The sequence below is a fragment of the Methylobacterium sp. W2 genome (assembly GCF_020662345.1).
Classification (GTDB): Bacteria; Pseudomonadota; Alphaproteobacteria; order Rhizobiales; family Beijerinckiaceae; genus Methylobacterium.
Genome location: NZ_VMOA01000027.1, coordinates 1 through 15504 on the forward strand (window position 1 = coordinate 1; position 15504 = coordinate 15504).

Consider the following 15504-nt stretch of genomic DNA (forward strand, 5'->3'; position numbering starts at 1 on the left):
CGTAGATCGTCGCCAGCGCCAGAAGACGCCGGCTTTGCCCGGCATCCCGGCTCGTCTTGGCCAGATGGCGCAGAGCGTCGGCGTTGAAGTCTTCGCGAAGCGGCACGGCTGCGGACATGGCAAACCTCCCCGGTTCACCGCATCGAATCAGATCCGCCGCCGATCCGAAACCCCATGAGTCACCATCAGCGCTCGCTGGTATAAGCCAAGCCCGCCACCCGATCCGGCTCCGCCAACGCCCGCCAAGCCAAAAATGGCTCCCACGCCACAGGCCCACCCGCAGCCGTAAGTGGTTTGGCTGTCAGAAGCGCCAGGGGAGGAGAGGACATTCCGTGTCCCCGCAGTTCGGCTGATAGCTCGGTAGAACTGATCGCATAGGAGCGGCCCGCTCCAGGGGCCGACACGGCGACGGTCATCCGACACTGAATGTCCGCTACCGGGCGGTCAGCTGATGTCCGTTCATGGCGCACAGCGGCGATAACGAACGGCTTAGATGGGTGGGAAGCGGAATAGCGGCTTACGTGCACGGCTGATGATTGACCGACCTTCAAATCGAGGCCGTGTCTGTTAATCGGCAATGCAGTCACCGGCATCGGCCGCTAATGCTCGTACCAGCCTACAATCCGGTCGAGGAGTACATGCGGTACCGTCAGGGCCGACAGCATTCGCAGGGTGAGGCACAGGAGGGTGGCAGCGGGGTCGTTCGCGTCGGCGGCGTAGAGCGGCCAGAGACCGGCGCCCAGAACAAGCGTAAGCCCGAAGACCGGCAGCGAGGCGCAGACAGCCTTGCGCATCGTGTCGATGCCCGGCGCCCGGGTTGGGTCTTGCACCAGGGCGCGCATGTGCCGAGGGGCGTGAAGGCCGACGAAGTACAAGGTGAAGGCCGTCAGCGGCGGCAGCAGCCGGAAGGCGAGCGCCAGGATGACCATCTCAATCAGTACAGCGCCCCGGTGTCGGCGCATCAGCACCCACGCGGCAGCGATCGCGAGCCAGAGCCAAGCGGCAGCGATCCACCAGCCGGGGAGATGCGCCATCGTTACCCGCGTGACGGCCGCGAACAGCGCGGCGGTCTCCTCGGGCCGCAGCAGTGCCGGCAGCGCGATCGGCAGCCCGCCGCGCACCAGGGCCTCGAACGGCCGGCCCGGACCGGCATCTTCCTCACCGAAATGCAGGACCGACAAGGCAAGGAAGCCCGCCAGGGTCACCAAGGGTGCGACCTGCCAGGCGAGCAGGACCAGGGCCGAGAGGCCGAGATAGGGAACGGCGAAGATTCCGAACCACGCCCGGCCGTAGCGCGGGCGCAGCAGGGGGGCCGCCACGGCACCATCGAGCGCGCCGTGTGGCACGCCGAGGACAATCACGATTGCCAGGGCCACAAGCCAGGACGCTTGGCGTGGCAAGGCGGCCGAGGTGACCAGGGCGAGCGCCACGAGGGCCCCCGCCAGGAGCAGGGGCCCGGCTCCCGCCGAACCCAGACGTCGGCGACTCGCACGAACGGGGGTCACAAGGACCGGAATGGTCGCACGAGCCGCCATCCGGGTCAGGCCGCCCGGCGCAGCGGCGTCGTGGTAGCACGCCCCTCGGCTAGATCACGGTCGACCGCTCGTGTCGTTTCCCGCGTAGCCATGATCCCGTAAACGACCTTGGCGGTCAGGTCCGAGAGCGCGACGACCGCCAGGGCTACCGCCGGCGACAGGATCCCTAGGCCATCCTGGCCGACGAGAAGCACCACGGGGTAGATGCACCAGACCACCGTGAGGAACACGGCGTTGCGCCGGAAGGCGGACTGCACGTCGGCCCGCTCAGCGGCGTTCTCCTCGCGCAGCTGCACGAAAATTCCGTAGAATACGGCGAGGAACGCGCCGCAGGAGATCGCGAACCAAGTCCACTTGATCCAGGCAACCGTCGAGAGGCCGAAGGCCAGCGCGGTCACGATCATGATCAGGTCGGAACCGATCAGGCCCCAGACGATGGCCGGCCGGCGCATCCCCGAATGCATCGCGGTGCGTGAGAGGCCCAGGAGCAGCAGAGGCGTGGTGAAGGTCCAGTCGATGTAGCGGGCGAAATAGAACTGGCGGGCGGTGTCCGCCGCGTCGGGACCGGCGGGCAGGACAAGGCTTCCCTGCCCCGTCGCCATTGCGAAGTAGGAGCAGGCCGCGATGATCGGCACGATCCCGTGGATGATGGTATCCGCCTCCTCGGCGTGTGTCCGTCGCTTGCCCATGAATAGGATCGCGGCGGCACCTGCCGCCATGCCGGCGAAGCCGAGCCAAAGCCAGAATTGAGGCGTCATCGAAAACTCATCGGTACAGGAGGATAAAAAGCATGCCCCGAACGTGGCCGCACTCCTGCACAAAGTTCACCGACTGCGATCGTTGCTTGGGATGCCCATCACAGTCACGCGACCCCAGAACCTTCAGGTCGCGTTCGCTGCCGGCGCGACAGGGTCCGACTAGATACACCTGTGAAGCATGCTCAAAAGCGAGTTTGCTCGATACTCAGCGGTGTTCTGAATGTCGCTTCATAGGCGGGAAAGCAGATGGCTGGAACGGCGAGGATGGGTCGATATTTATCCGTCCGCCCTACGACGGGGGTGGTTGGGGAGCGGACCCTAGCCTATCTCTTCTGAAGCGGACGTTTGCCACCGGCTCCTCACCGGTCGAATGGACGACGGCCTCGGTAGGCTGATGATCTACGTACCGGCGGGACGTTCGGGCTCATCCGGCTGATCGCTCCTGCAGGTGTAGGTAGGCCTTGTCAAACTCAGCAGCGCGGACAAGCTTATCCCAAGCTAGAATGACCAGCGTGTTGCTACGGAGGGTAATGAGCCCGTTGCCCCGCATCTCTTGCAGAGTACGGTTAATGTGCACGCTCGACATGCCGGTGGCGTCCCCAAGGTCAGCCTGCGTCAGTGGCAGGGCACAGCGGTACTCACTGGCCAACCCCACAGCCTCCTGCTTGAGGTACAACTCGCAGAAGAGGTGGGCGAGATGCTCGTAGGCCGAGCGCTGGCCCATACACGCCATCCATTCACGGAAGATTCCTGCATCCACCAGCGTGTCGCGCCAGAGCACGGCGGCGAGGCGTGGGAAGCGGTAGGTGAGATCCTGCATCGCCTCGTGGGGGATGAAGGCCACGGTTGCAGCTGTCATCGTGGCGAGGCTGTGATCCATCCGTGGGATGTGCAGACTTTGAAGATCCGGGATGTCACCGCCGATATGGAACGAGAAGATTTGGCGCTTACCCTCGCCCATGATCTTGTAGCGGCAGGCCCAGCCTTCGAGAATGAGGCAGCACTGCGTGGCCGTTTCGCCATTGCGGACAATGTCGCGATCCGCTCTGATAGCTTGAGCCTTGACGGGCAAGGTCTCGACGGCTTGGCGCTCCTCCTCCGTGAGGGGGGAGATGCTCTCCAGCTTGGTGACCATCGGTTGTAGGAAATGGGAAGACTTCGAGACCACGTGGCTTCGCCTTACATTGCAGGCGGAAGCGCGCGACTCTCCCAGGCATCAGCACCTGTATCGGAACGGCTGACGATTTTTTCAATATAAAGCAATAACTGGCCGCAGGTACCATCATACATTAGTAATTCTAACGGGGCGACGTGGAGCGGCGAAAAAAGGCGAATGGCTGCTCAGCTAAAAATTTTCGTCTAAACGCAGACTGGCAATAATATACCCCGATCCAGTCTTGAAACTCTGCCTCACCGAAAGCCTGCAAGCAAACCTTCCGAGTGTCGGCAAGGGGTCGTGAGCAGGCTCACTGATGATATCCGCTTCCATGGATCAGTGCCCCCAAAGTGGACTGACGGCGATCCACCCATTTTAGCCGTATACCGGACGGGCGGATCTCGACCCCAGTCGGACGTAGCTCAGAAATTTCGGGCTTCCTGAAACCAGTCGTTCCTGAGCACCGCTAAGCCGGTTCTGATTGGAGTGCCTGTACGATGCGGCGGCTGTCCTTTGATGGTGGCAGTCCGAAGAAGCGGGCATATTCTCGGCTGAACTGCGTGGCGCTTTCGTAGCCGACACCGAATGCAACCGAGGTCGTGTTGCCTTCCCCGGCGATCAGCAGCGACCGGGCGTGCAACAGCCTAATCCGCTTCTGATATTGCAATGGGCTGAGTGCGGTCACCGCCTTGAAGTGGCGGTGGAAGGCGGAGATACTGAGGGCCGCCATTGATGCCAGCGCCTCGACGCGTAGCGGGGTCGTGAAGTTCTCCCTGATCCAACGGATCGTCACGCCGATGCGCGACAGGGCAGCGCCGGGGGCGGCGATGTCGCGCAGCATCCAGCCGAGCGGTCCCTGCAAGACGCGGTAGAGGATCTCGCGTTCATAGGCGGGTGCAAGCGCAGGAACATCGTTGGGCCGGTCCATCAGGCGGAGCATTCGGACCCAGGCATCTAGCAACTCTTCGGTGACGGGCGCGACGGAGAAACCAGAGCTGTACAAGCCGCCGCCGGTCGGTTTCGGCAGGTCGGCAAGCAGGTTCGCGACGATCGCGGATTCTAGCGTCAGGCTGACCGCAAGGTATGGGGCACCTTCGTCGGACGGATGGACGGCGCCGACGGCGGGCAGGTCGACGGACATCACGAAATAGGTTGCTTGATCGTAGCGAAAGGTGCGCTCGCCGACCGTCATAGTCTTCGAGCCCGTCAGGATTAGGTTGATCATCGGGCTGTAGACGGCGGCGAGCCTGTGTTCGGGAATCTCGCCCTGAACCATCGCAACGCGTGGAATGCCGGTCATCGTCGGTCGGTTCTGGGCTCTGGCAGCGAGGCGTCGCAGCTCACTGAGGTTGATGCTCATGCCTCGTGTTAACCCGGGCGCGCACTCGGTCAAAGCTGGCAAGCAGGATCAGGCAGGTTTCGGAGAGGATCGTGGGCGCAGGCGGTCGGGCGCGGGCTTATCTACGGGACAGGCAGCAGGTGCTGAAGCCCGACGGATACAGTGTCGGGTGGCCTTTTGAACCGGAGCTACGAGCGTGAAGAAGTTGATGATCTACGGTGCCGCTGGCTACACGGGGCGGATGGCGGCTGCCAATGCGAAGAAGGCAGGCCTCGCGATCGTCGTAGCAGGCCGAGAGCAGGACAAGGCAAAGTTTGTCGCCTTGGCGGCCGAGCTCGGCGTCGAATATCGGCTGTTTGCGGTGCATGATATCTCTGCTGCACACGCCGCGCTCCACGACGTTGGCGTGCTGCTGAACACCGCCGGGCCGTTCATGCGCACCGCCGAACCACTTATGCAGGCCTGCATCGCCGCGAGGGTCCACTATCTCGACATTGCGGCCGAGCTGGACAGCTACCAGCTGGCTGAGAAGCTCGACCAGGCCGCGACCGCCGCAGACGTGATGCTGCTGCCGGGCAGTGGTGGCAGTGTCGCAATGCTGGGATCGCTTGCCGCCCATGCCGTGAAACGCGTCGCGAAGCCGCGCAGCCTGAGCATCGCGATGCACGTCGCGGGCGGGTTCTCGCGCGGGTCGGCAGTCTCCGCCAGCGAGAACGTCACCGCCAAGCTCCTACACCGTGTCGATGGCGCGCTGGTCGACCACGAAGCCGGGGCGGTTCGCGATTTCGACTTCGGCGACGGACCGGTTTCGTCGTTCGGTGTCACCCTCCCGGACCTCATCACGATTTGGCGCGCGACCAGAATCCCGAACATCGATACCTTCGTCTATCTGACCGACACCGTCTTCCCGGAAGGCGACCTTGCCGCGATGCCCGATGGGCCGACGCCCGCCCAGCTTGAAGCCAGTCCCTACCATGCGGCGGTCGAAGTCACCGGCGAGGACGGCGCGATCGTTCGTTCGATCCTCAACACGGTCAACGGCTATACATTCACGGCGATCGCAGCAGCGGAGGCAGCTCGGCGCGTGCTGAACGGCGAGGCCCGTCCCGGCTTCCAGACACCCGCCGGCCTGTTCGGCGACGGTTTTGCGGAGACGATAGCCGACACGACGATCGTGGATCTATAACCGATCGCTGAGCGCCAGCCGGGGGCATTATGCCCCTCTGGCGCTTAGCCGACAGCCTGCTGGACCGGGACATAGTCGTTAGCGGTTGCCGCGACCCTGAACCGTGCAGCGTCCCGGCCGGGCGGCATGCCAAACAGCCGCGTATATTCGCGGCTGAACTGCGAAGCGCTTTCATAGCCGACCATATGGGCAATCGACCCGACATTATGGGTCTCGAACAGCAACAGGCGCCGTGCCTTGAGCAGTCGAAGCTGCTTTTGGTACTGGATCGGGGCCATCGACGTCACCGACTTGAAGTGCCGGTAAAACGCCGCGACGCTCATGCCGGTCATCGCCGCCAGCGGCTCGCTCCGGATCGCTTCCGCATAATGGTCGCGGAGCCAGGTGATCGCCGGCCTGACCTGCGCCAGCTTGCTATCGGCGCAGGCGACCTCGCGCAGCTTGTCGCCCTGAGGGCCGATCAGGACGCGAAACAGGATCTCGCGCTCGATCGTCGCGGCGAGCATTCGAGCTTCGGCCGGGCGATTGATCAACCGCATCATGCGTAGCCAGGCGTCGATCAGCTCCGGCGTCGCGGCGGACACGGCAAAGCCGGTCGGACTCGGCGTGCCGGTCTCGTGCATCTCGGCGATCAAATTGGCGATAATCGTCGGATCAAGCGCCAGGCTGACGGCGAGGTATGGCTGGTCGTCGCCGTCCGACTGGACCCCTCCCGTCGCGGGCACATGAACCGGGACGACGAAATAGGTCGCCTCGTCGAAGCGCAGGTTCCGGTCGCCGATCGACAGGCTTTTCGAGCCCTGCAGGACGAAATGCAGCATCGGCTCGTAGACCTGGTCCGCACAGCCCTCGGATCGCACCATCGCCACCCGAGGCAGGCCGGTCGGCGTCCACCGGCTTCCAGCGCGCATCACGATGCCGCGCAACTCGTCCATCTGGCTTTTCATAACTCGCCAATTGGCACCGTTAGACAGCTGAAACAAGCAAGGGTGAGAAGATTAGGCATAAGATCGAGAAGGGGAGGCATGGGTCCCACCCCAGCCGCTGCCATATCGTGACGACGAGCAGGCCACCTTGTCTCTCGCATCAGGTCGCTGATTGAAAAGGATTATCCAATGCGTTTGAACGGAAAAGTTGCGATCGTGACCGGCGCCTCAAGCGGCATCGGTGCCGGCATCGCCAAGGCCTTTGGCGCAGAGGGCGCCACCGTGATCGTGAATTATGCAACGAGCAAGGAGGGCGCCGATGCGGTCGTCACTTCGATCGCAACAGCCGGTGGCAAGGCTGTCGCGGTGCAGGCGGATATGTCAAAATCGGCCGACGTGGTGCGCCTGTTCAACACGGTCGTTGCCGATCACGGCAAGCTCGACGTGCTCGTCAACAATGCCGGCGTCGCAGTCTTCGAGATGGTCTCCGACCTCACCGAGGAGGCGTTCCACAAGCAGTTCAACGTCAACGTGCTCGGCTATTTCCTAGGCGTTCGCGAGGCGACGAAGCATTTCGGCGAAGCCGGCGGCAGCATCGTCAACATCAGCTCGATCCTCAGCACCCACCCGTCGGCCGGCGGCAGCGTCTATTCCGCCACCAAGGGCGCGGTCGATAACCTGACCTATGGCCTGGCGCGCGAACTCGGGCCGCGCAAGATCCGGGTGAACGCGATCATGCCGGGCTACACGAACACGCCAGCGACGGACGGCAAGTTCGCCGGCGAACTGCGCGAGCGACTGCTCGCCGAGACGCCACTCGGCCGCGTCGGCGAACCCGAGGATATCGCCCCAGTCGCGGTCTTCCTCGCCTCCGACGACTCATATTGGGTCAGCGGCGAATCCATCCGCGTCACCGGCGGCGCACGCGGCCTCTAGTCCAGGGCCGGGGGCCTAGTGCCCCCGGGTTTGAACAGCCTCGACCTTGGAAATACAACTTCGATCATTGGAAATACAATTATGCCAACCACGTCTCGACGGCGTACGCTCACCTTATGGGTGGTCCTTGCAGCGCAACTCATGCTTGCGATGGACTTCCTGATCGTTGTCGTTGCGCTGCCACGTATCCAGCATGACCTGGGCTTTAGCCCGGCGGAGTTGACGTGGGTGCCAAATGCCTTTGGCCTGGCGTTCGGCGGCCTGCTGCTGCTCGGCGGGAGGCTGGGCGACATGATCGGGCAGGTCCGCGCGTTCAGGACGGGCCTGATCGTCTTCGTCGCTGCGTCGTTGCTCGGTGGCCTGGCGCAGACACCCATGCTGCTGATCGTGGCCCGCGTCGTCCAGGGTGTCGGTGCCGCGCTGGCGGCCCCGAGCGTCCTCGCACTGGTCATGGTGATGGCGCGCGACGAGGCGGAGAAGGCGCGCGGCCTGTCGCTATTTACCGCCGTTTCCTCGATGGGCGCGTCCGCCGGCCTGATCCTGGGCGGTGTGCTGACCGACTTTCTCTCGTGGCGCTGGGCGCTGCTGATCAACGTACCGGTCGGCCTCCTCGTGGTGACGGCGATCGGTCGGCTTGTGGCCGAGACCCACCCCAAGCCGGCGCGTCTCGACACCGCCGGTGCACTAACTGCGACGATCGGCTCGGTCGCGCTGGTCTATGGCTTCATCAGCGCGGCGGACCATGGTTGGACGGCTACGGGCACGCTGCTGTCCTTCAGCGTTGCGGTCGTGCTGTCGCTCGCCTTCTTCCAGGTCGAGAAGCGCCACTCAGCGCCCTTGTTAGACTTGCGCCTGTTGCAGGACCGGTCGCGCCTCGGTGGCCTCGCCGCCATGGCACTGATCGTCGGCGTGCATTTCGCTGTGCTGTTCATGCTGGTGCAGTATCTGCAGCGCGTGCTCGGCTGGACGCCGCTGGGTGCCGGCCTCGGTTATATGCCGCTCACCGTCACTGTTTACGCGATAAGCAAGTTCGCGCCGCAGATGATCGACAGGTTCGGCGCTCGTGCCCTGCTGGTTGCGGGTAGCCTGACCGTCGCGGTCAGCCTCGTCGGATTCGCCTTGCTGGGCGACCACGGCCGCTATTTCCCGGGCGTGCTTATCCCGTTGCTGATCCATGCAGCAGGTATCGCGCTGATCTTCGCACCGGGCACGGTCGCCATCATGCACGGTGTTCCGGAGGAGCACGCTGGCACCGCATCGGGCCTGCTGCAGATGGACCAGCAGATCGGCGGGGCGCTTGGGATTGCGGCGATCACCTCGATCTATGCCTTCGCCGTTGTCCCCGGCCGGTTCGCTTCGGGCCTGCCAGCAGCGTTCGTCGGCGGGGCAATCATCGCGAGCGTCGCAGCAATCGTTGCGTGGCGAAATGTCGAGCAAACCACTATCGTGCGGCCGGCCCTCCTACCAGGTTGAGCCATCACAGTTGAAACTGTGCCGGACGGTGGCGATCGTCCACTCCACGGTGGATTGATCGATCGACGCGTGAACGGGCGAGGCGGCCATCTCGGTCGTCACGCCGTTCGCGGCGCGATGCCCGGCCTCAGCCGCCTCCCACACCAGCATGTCGACGACGAAGCCGTCGTCGCGCTCGCAGATATGACGGGAGACGAAGCCGGGTTGCTTCCGGAGCCACGGATCGATGTCCGAGTTCGCCGTGATAAACTCGTTGATGGTCAGGCCGCTGGCGAGCCGAAAGGTGGTGATCTCGATGGCTTGGGACACGTCTGTATCTTTCAATGACACTGCGGATCAGATGACGTAGCCGCCAGCGACCTCGATCGTCTGCGCGTTGATCCAGGCGCTATCGTCCGATAACAGGCTGGCGATGACGCGGCCGATATCGTCGGGTTCGCCGACCCGGCCGAGTGCGGTCTGTCCGGCGAGGAGCCTTTCGAATTCGTCGTTCAGCCCACCGCCGAGGTCGGTGCGGATGGCACCGGGCGACACGGCGTTGGCGCGGATGCGGCGTTCGCCAAACTCCTTGGCCATGTAGCGGGTCAGCACCTCAAGACCGCCCTTGAACGCCGCATAGGGCGCCACGCCGGCGGTCGCGACCCGTGTCGTGGCGCTGGTCAGGTTCACGATCGAGCCGCCGTCTGCCATCAGCGGCAGCAACGCCTGGGTCAGGAAGAACGGGCCCTTCAAATGGACGGCGAACAGCCCGTCGAACTCCGCCTCGGTGACCGAGGTGATCGGGTTGAACGCCCCGTATCCGGCATTGTTGACGAGGTGGTCGAAGCTATCCCGGTCCCAGGTCGCTGCAAGCGCCGCCGCCACGGCCTCCCGGAACGCCGGAAACGAGCCGGTGTCGGCAACGTCCAGCTTCAACGCAACGGCCTCGCCGCCGCCGGACTGGATTGTTCGCACGGCGCCGTCGGCACCCTTTGGATGGCTGTTGTAGGTCAGGATGACGCCTATGCCGCGAGCAGCGCATTGCATTGCAGTGCTCCGGCCAAGGCCACGGCTGCCGCCGGTGATGATCGCGATTGTCATGCTCGTTTCCACCTGATTTCGTGCACTCCTCCTAAAGGCACGTGCATTCAGGCGATGCTCCCGATCCTGCCCGGATGTTGCCTATTCCTGCTTCAGCGGTGGCGACAAGCATATGGCAGCTATCCGACGTGTTCACCCCAGAAGCTGCCAGACCGCAAACTGATCAGCCCCCATTGAAGTGGTCCGCCCTTTGGTATGGCTTTTGAGCCTGGAGGACGGACGAGATGGCAAAGCACCCGAAGCCCGAGGAGATCGTCGCCAAGCTACGGCAGGCGGATGTGCTGATCTCACTGGGCCAGAGCGTGGCCGATACAATCCGCGCGCTCGGCGTGAGTTCAGTGACATACTACCGGTGGGGGCGTGAGTTTGGCGGCCTGAAGTCGGATCAGGTTCGGCGGATGAAGGATCTGGAGACCGAGAACGCTCGGCTGCGAAAGGCGATTGCGGATCTCACCCTCGACAAGCTGATCTTGCAGGATGCGTCCCGGGGAAGCTTCTGGGCCCCGCGCGCCGACGCGCCTGTGTCGAGCACATCATGTTGACGATGACCGTCTTCGAGCACCGCGCCTGTCGGGCGCTCGGACAGCATCGCTCGACACAGCGCAAGGTACCGCGGGGCCGCGACGACGAAGAGGCGCTGACGGCTGATCTCGTGGCTTTGGCCGAGAAGTACGGGCGCTACGGCTACCGCAAGATCAGTGCGTTGCTGAAGGCGGCCGGGTGGTTCGTCAACGACAAGCGCGTCGAACGCATTTGGCGGCGTGAGGGGCTGAAAGTGCCGGCCAAGCAGCCCAAGCGAGGGCGGATCTGGGACAACGACGGCTCCTGTACACGATCGTCTGACCGACGGCCTTCTTCAAATCCCTCTCGGGCCAGATCGACCGCGTGAAACGCGGCAAGCCATTCCTGGTTTTCGGCACCGGCAAGATGACCGCCTGCAAGCCGATCAGCGAAGACGACCTGGGCAACTACCTTGCCGATTGCGTCGACAACGCAGACCGGCGCAATCGCGTGCTCCCGATCGGCGGGCCGGGCGAAGCGGTCACACCGAAGGCGCAGGGCGAGCGGCTCTTCGCCTTGCTTGAGCGAGAACCGCGATTTACCCATGTCCCGGTAGTGATGCTGGACGTGATTATTGCTGTTCTGGCAACGCTAGGACGGTTGGTGCCGGCACTGGCAGCGAAGGCCGAGCTCGCGCGCATCGGGCGCTACTACGCCACCGAGTCCATGCTGTCCTGGACCCGGCGACAGGGCGATACGATGCGAGTGCGCCCCCCTCTACAGGGTCGGAAACACTGTTCGACTATTACGCTCGCTTGATCCGAGGCGAGGCGGTTGCCGAGCGCGGAGACCACGCCGTGTTCTGACGTCGCTGCGATCGAACGCCCGCAAACGGACCTCCCGAACGTCCGATCGAGGTCGGGTCTCGACTGTCCGCTTTACGACCAAGTCGGGTGGTTTCTGGCTGGTACGCTTACGCGTCGCAGCTTAGGTAATGGGCCGTTCAATAACACGCACGCAGGCAGGGTCACAGTAACTGGCGCTAAGCCGCCGACACCATCTTGACCGAGAAGGCCGCGAGCAGGCTCCCCATGAGCCAGCGTTGCGCCAAGAGCCAGGAGGGGCGCTTAGCCAAGCCCGAGGCGATGGCACCGGCCGTGCTGGCGATGAGGACGCCGATGGTGAGGTTCAGGACGATGTGCATCGCTCCGAGGATCAAGGTCTGCGACAGGATGCTGCCGTGTTCCGGAACCACGAATTGCGGCAGGAGCGCGAGATAGAGGAGCGCCGCCTTCGGGTTCAGCATCGTGGTCACGAACCCCATCGCCAGAACCTTGCCCCGTCCGCTGCTCGGCAGTGCATTCACCTGGAACGGCGAACGCCCTCCGGGCCGGACCGCCTGCCAAGCGAGAACCATCAAGTATCCCGCCCCGGCGATCCGTAGAGCCTCGTAGGCCATCGGAACGGCCAACAGCAGCGCCGTGATCCCGAAGGCGGCGCAGGCCATATAGACGACGAAGCCGAGGGCGCTGCCGCCGAGGGAGACGATCCCAGCCGTGCGCCCTTGGGCGATGGAGCGGGAGATCAGATAGATCATGTTCGGCCCCGGCGTTACGGCCAAGCCAAGGATGACGATGAGGTAGGCCGTGAGGGTTGAAGTGTCGGGCATGGTCTCTCGCCGAAAGCGTGTCCACCACTCCTTCTCACCGCCGCTTCCATAGGTAAAATACGAAGATCGAATGCCTGTGATCCGCTGAGCCTATCACCGATGGTCAACTTCCGTTTGCTTCGGCACCTCTGGCTGTTCCAGGCCGTTGCGGAGGAGCGCCACTTTGGGCGCGCGGCCCAGCGGCTGGGGATGTCGCAACCGCCGCTCACTGAACAGATCAAGGCCCTAGAGCAGTCCCTGGGAGCCGCGCTGTTCGTGCGCGACCGTCGTGGGGTCCGGCTCACGGCGGCGGGCGCAGCGATCCTCCCGGCCGTGGGCAAGTTCGTGGAGCAGGCGGGGCGGTTGGAACTTGCCGTCCGGGAGGCGGTGGCAGGCCGGACCGGGACACTGACCATCGGCGCCATCAACGCCGCGCTGGTCGAGGACATTCCACCCCTGGTCGCCGCCTTACGGACCGCGCATCCCGGCCTGACGGTCGCGATCACGGAGATAGATAGCGTCGAGGCCGTCCCCGCCCTCGAAGCCGGCGACATCGATCTCGCCTTCGCTCGGCTAGAGGGCGTGCTCGGGCCAACGATCCAGTCGCGGCCGGTGGCGCAGGACCGGCTAGCGGTGGTCCTCCCAAAGGAGCACCGCCTGACGGCGATGGCCGAGGTGCCCCTCACCCTGTTGGCGCAGGAGGACTTCGCGATGTTCGCGCGCCGTTCGAGCCCGGTCTACTTCGACCGGGTGCTGGCGGCCTGTCGCGCCGGAGGCTTCTCGCCCCGCATCCTCCATGAAGTTCGTTCCGTCACGTCGCAGATCGCGTTCGTGGGCTGCGGCCAGGGGATCGCGCTTGTGCCGTCGAGGGCCGAAAAGCTGGCTCCATCGAGCGTCGTCTTTCGGCCACTGGAAGAGCGGGTCGAGATCGTCGCTACGGCGCTGGTCTGGTCCACTGCGCATCACAACCCGCTGATCGATGCCGTCCTCGAACTGATTGGACGGGACATCACGGGAAGTCTGTAGTGTCGAATTGAGGGGGCCTTCTTCGGCTCGCTGAACGTCCGCTTCTAGAGAAAGCCCCAACAAGCTTCTATGGCGTGGTTGGGTCGGATGCGGAACGTCTGCTTCTCGGCACGCCGCTAACTCCTGCTTATGGCGCGCAGCTGCAGCGTCGGCGGATCGTAGTGAGATGCTGATGGCTCCTTAACCGGAGTTCCATCATGCCTTCAACCAGCAACACCACCCGCCGACCGTGGAACCTTGGCCGCCTGATCGGTCCCAAACCGCCGTTCAAGCCAAAGCACATCTGCGCGATCCACACCCGCTTACAGCACGAGGGCCGCACTCGCGACCTCGCCCTGTTCGACACTGCCATCGACAGCAAGCTGCGTGGCTGCGACCTCGTCCGCTTACGCGTGGCAGATGTCCACCTCGGCGACGGCGTCCGCCTGCACACCACCATCGTCCAGCAGAAAACTGGCCGACCCGTCCTGTTCGAGCTGACCGAAACCACCCGTGAGACGCTGTCTGCCTGGCTCAAGCTGCGGGGGCTTCGTGCGAGTGATTGGCTGTTCCCGAGTCGCAGCCGCCCGGGCGAGCACCTGACGACGCGCCAGTATGGTCGGCTCGTCGACGAATGGGTAGCGCTGATAGGCCTCGACCCGGCGGGGTACGGCACGCACAGCCTGCGTCGGACGAAGGTCGCACTCATCTACCGGCGGACAGGCAACCTACGTGCCTGTCAGCTGCTGCTCGGCCACACCAAGATGGAGAGCACGGTGCGCTACCTCGGTATCGAGGCAGACGACGCATTGGTCATGTCCGAGCAGACCGACATTTAGCGAACATCGCGGCGGCTTACCCGCAGGCCGCCGCACCCAGTTCCCCGCCGGCCCATAAGGGTGCCAAGCAGCGAAGTAGGTCTGACCGGAAAGAGATGGTGCGCTTCCCAGTAAGCGCGACTGGGAAATCCGGCGCTCGCCCCAAAGGTTTTAGAACGGGAGGAGCCGCCGAAAGCGGGCAATGTTCACGAGCGCAACGAGTGACGAGGCCACGTAAGTAAGAGCGGCGGCGCGCAGAACGGTGCGGGCACCGGGCATGTCGCTGGCGTCGAGGTAGCGACCCGTCTCCAGGATGGGCAGGGCCCGGCGAAAGCTCGCATCGAGTTCAACGGGCAGCGTCAGAAAGTGAAACAGGACGCGAACGCCGAGGAGCGCGATGCCAATACCCACCTGCAGGGCGAGCAGGATGGGCGAATGGACGAAGGCGAGCACCACGGGCGCGGTCATCATCACCACGGCCGCGGCGAACTCGAAGCCCTGCACAACCGGGGCGAACCTCACCCGCGCCGCAAGGAGCTGGTCCCCCGCCGCGTGCTGGAGCGCGTGGGCGACTTCGTGCGCCGCAACCGCGACCGCCGTGATCGAGCGGCCGTCATGGTTTTCTGGCGATAGTCGCACGACGTTCGCGACCGGATCGTAGTGGTCGGCAGGCGCGATCTCGACGAGGACGTGCTCCAGCCGTGCCAGGTCGAGCAGATGGCGGGCGAGTTCGCCGCCGGTCCCGGGCAAGTCCGGCCGCTCGGTAGCGTGTTGCTGCATCACCCGGCGCACCCACCATTGGGGGCCGAATACCAGAACGAACAGGAGGATTGCGCCAAGCGCTAGGAGGACGGGCACAAGGGTAATGTAGGCACGCGGCCGTAGCCGTGGAAGCGCGGCGTCTTACCCGAGATGTTCACCGTCCGACAATCGCGCCACAAGCGTCAAATACCGGACTGCGTGCAGGCTGTGTAGAAACGTTGGCACTTCGCCACGCCGAAGTGCAATCTTCCATGACAGATTGAAAAACATCAGCTCGGTTGGACGCGATCGCGACCCTTGAGCGTTCCTGCGGGAAATCCTTCTGCTTGCATCAGCCCGAAACGCGTTTTCACATAGCCTCGGTCGACACCGGACGGTCGC

At 64.1% G+C, this 15504-nt stretch carries 14 protein-coding genes and 3 pseudogenes; 7 read left to right on the forward strand and 10 right to left on the reverse strand.

Annotation, left to right across the window (positions count from 1 at the left end):
• The 5 genes and pseudogenes from FPV16_RS15585 to FPV16_RS15605 all read right to left on the reverse strand — a co-directional run.
• Positions 1-118: pseudogene (locus FPV16_RS15585) on the reverse strand (IS630 family transposase); the annotation flags it as partial.
• 481 nt (positions 119-599) lie between these two features.
• Positions 600-1430 carry a Brp/Blh family beta-carotene 15,15'-dioxygenase gene (locus FPV16_RS15590; RefSeq protein ID WP_227439311.1) on the reverse strand — a complete coding sequence of 277 codons (831 nt, stop codon included), beginning with the start codon at positions 1428-1430 and terminating at the stop codon, positions 600-602.
• A gap of 110 nt (positions 1431-1540) precedes the next feature.
• Positions 1541-2293 carry a bacteriorhodopsin gene (locus FPV16_RS15595; RefSeq protein WP_227439312.1) on the reverse strand — a complete coding sequence of 251 codons (753 nt, stop codon included), beginning with the start codon at positions 2291-2293 and terminating at the stop codon, positions 1541-1543.
• Positions 2294-2717: 424 nt separating this feature from the next.
• Positions 2718-3461 carry a Crp/Fnr family transcriptional regulator gene (locus tag FPV16_RS15600; protein WP_227439313.1) on the reverse strand — a complete coding sequence of 248 codons (744 nt, stop codon included), beginning with the start codon at positions 3459-3461 and terminating at the stop codon, positions 2718-2720.
• Positions 3462-3915: 454 nt separating this feature from the next.
• Positions 3916-4809 carry an AraC family transcriptional regulator gene (locus FPV16_RS15605; RefSeq protein WP_227439314.1) on the reverse strand — a complete coding sequence of 298 codons (894 nt, stop codon included), beginning with the start codon at positions 4807-4809 and terminating at the stop codon, positions 3916-3918.
• A 175-nt stretch (positions 4810-4984) separates the two neighbouring features.
• Between FPV16_RS15605 and FPV16_RS15610 the strand changes: the two genes are divergently transcribed.
• A complete protein-coding gene (locus FPV16_RS15610) occupies positions 4985-5974 on the forward strand; it encodes a saccharopine dehydrogenase NADP-binding domain-containing protein (RefSeq protein ID WP_227439315.1) in 990 nt (329 codons plus the stop codon).
• A gap of 44 nt (positions 5975-6018) precedes the next feature.
• Here FPV16_RS15610 and FPV16_RS15615 read toward each other — a convergent pair whose 3' ends face one another.
• On the reverse strand, positions 6019-6921 hold the full coding sequence (locus FPV16_RS15615) for an AraC family transcriptional regulator (RefSeq protein WP_227439316.1): 903 nt from the start codon (positions 6919-6921) through the stop codon (positions 6019-6021).
• A 168-nt stretch (positions 6922-7089) separates the two neighbouring features.
• On the opposite strand from FPV16_RS15615, the gene FPV16_RS15620 reads away from it, so the two are divergent.
• Positions 7090-7836, forward strand: a complete 747-nt coding sequence (locus tag FPV16_RS15620) for an SDR family NAD(P)-dependent oxidoreductase (RefSeq protein WP_227439317.1) — start codon at positions 7090-7092, stop codon at positions 7834-7836.
• Positions 7837-7917: 81 nt separating this feature from the next.
• Positions 7918-9309 carry an MFS transporter gene (locus FPV16_RS15625; RefSeq protein WP_264483875.1) on the forward strand — a complete coding sequence of 464 codons (1392 nt, stop codon included), beginning with the start codon at positions 7918-7920 and terminating at the stop codon, positions 9307-9309.
• Here FPV16_RS15625 and FPV16_RS15630 read toward each other — a convergent pair.
• Together FPV16_RS15630 and FPV16_RS15635 are read right to left on the reverse strand one after the other, a co-directional pair.
• The gene (locus tag FPV16_RS15630) at positions 9298-9618 is read right to left on the reverse strand and encodes a hypothetical protein (protein ID WP_227439319.1); all 321 of its coding nucleotides are present in this window, start codon (positions 9616-9618) and stop codon (positions 9298-9300) included. The two genes, FPV16_RS15625 and FPV16_RS15630, sit on opposite strands and share 12 nt — an antisense overlap.
• A gap of 27 nt (positions 9619-9645) precedes the next feature.
• Positions 9646-10389: an SDR family NAD(P)-dependent oxidoreductase gene (locus FPV16_RS15635; protein ID WP_227439320.1), complete on the reverse strand. Its 744-nt coding sequence runs from the start codon at positions 10387-10389 to the stop codon at positions 9646-9648.
• 224 nt (positions 10390-10613) lie between these two features.
• Here FPV16_RS15635 and FPV16_RS15640 point away from each other — a divergent pair.
• Both FPV16_RS15640 and FPV16_RS15645 read left to right on the forward strand, forming a co-directional pair.
• Positions 10614-11242: pseudogene (locus FPV16_RS15640) on the forward strand (IS3 family transposase); the annotation flags it as partial.
• Positions 11233-11756: pseudogene (locus FPV16_RS15645) on the forward strand (epimerase); the annotation flags it as partial. The pseudogenes FPV16_RS15640 and FPV16_RS15645, both read left to right, overlap by 10 nt.
• 176 nt (positions 11757-11932) lie before the next feature.
• Here FPV16_RS15645 and FPV16_RS15650 read toward each other — a convergent pair.
• Positions 11933-12559 (reverse strand): LysE family translocator, encoded by a 627-nt coding sequence (locus FPV16_RS15650; protein ID WP_227439321.1) that lies wholly within the window; start codon positions 12557-12559, stop codon positions 11933-11935.
• 99 nt (positions 12560-12658) lie between these two features.
• On the opposite strand from FPV16_RS15650, the gene FPV16_RS15655 reads away from it, so the two are divergent.
• Together FPV16_RS15655 and FPV16_RS15660 are read left to right on the forward strand one after the other, a co-directional pair.
• Complete coding sequence (locus FPV16_RS15655; protein ID WP_227439322.1) at positions 12659-13564, forward strand: LysR family transcriptional regulator; 906 nt, start codon at positions 12659-12661, stop codon at positions 13562-13564.
• 197 nt (positions 13565-13761) lie between these two features.
• A complete protein-coding gene (locus tag FPV16_RS15660; protein WP_227439323.1) occupies positions 13762-14382 on the forward strand; it encodes a tyrosine-type recombinase/integrase in 621 nt (206 codons plus the stop codon).
• Between the two features lie 150 nt (positions 14383-14532).
• Here the strand turns inward: FPV16_RS15660 and FPV16_RS15665 are convergent, their stop codons facing one another.
• Positions 14533-15219, reverse strand: a complete 687-nt coding sequence (locus FPV16_RS15665; RefSeq protein WP_227439324.1) for a zinc metallopeptidase — start codon at positions 15217-15219, stop codon at positions 14533-14535.
• Between the last annotated feature and the right edge of the window lie 285 nt (positions 15220-15504).

What these genes read in the sequence shown, in the direction of transcription:
- FPV16_RS15650 (WP_227439321.1), bottom strand. Translation starts at nt 12,559, where the DNA reads ATGCCCGACACTTCAACCCTCACGGCCTACCTCATCGTCATCCTTGGC.
- FPV16_RS15595 (WP_227439312.1), bottom strand. Translation starts at nt 2,293, where the DNA reads ATGACGCCTCAATTCTGGCTTTGGCTCGGCTTCGCCGGCATGGCGGCA.
- FPV16_RS15615 (WP_227439316.1), bottom strand. Translation starts at nt 6,921, where the DNA reads ATGAAAAGCCAGATGGACGAGTTGCGCGGCATCGTGATGCGCGCTGGA.
- FPV16_RS15660 (WP_227439323.1), top strand. Translation starts at nt 13,762, where the DNA reads ATGCCTTCAACCAGCAACACCACCCGCCGACCGTGGAACCTTGGCCGC.
- FPV16_RS15635 (WP_227439320.1), bottom strand. Translation starts at nt 10,389, where the DNA reads ATGACAATCGCGATCATCACCGGCGGCAGCCGTGGCCTTGGCCGGAGC.
- FPV16_RS15625 (WP_264483875.1), top strand. Translation starts at nt 7,918, where the DNA reads ATGCCAACCACGTCTCGACGGCGTACGCTCACCTTATGGGTGGTCCTT.
- FPV16_RS15655 (WP_227439322.1), top strand. Translation starts at nt 12,659, where the DNA reads ATGGTCAACTTCCGTTTGCTTCGGCACCTCTGGCTGTTCCAGGCCGTT.
- FPV16_RS15620 (WP_227439317.1), top strand. Translation starts at nt 7,090, where the DNA reads ATGCGTTTGAACGGAAAAGTTGCGATCGTGACCGGCGCCTCAAGCGGC.
- FPV16_RS15605 (WP_227439314.1), bottom strand. Translation starts at nt 4,809, where the DNA reads ATGAGCATCAACCTCAGTGAGCTGCGACGCCTCGCTGCCAGAGCCCAG.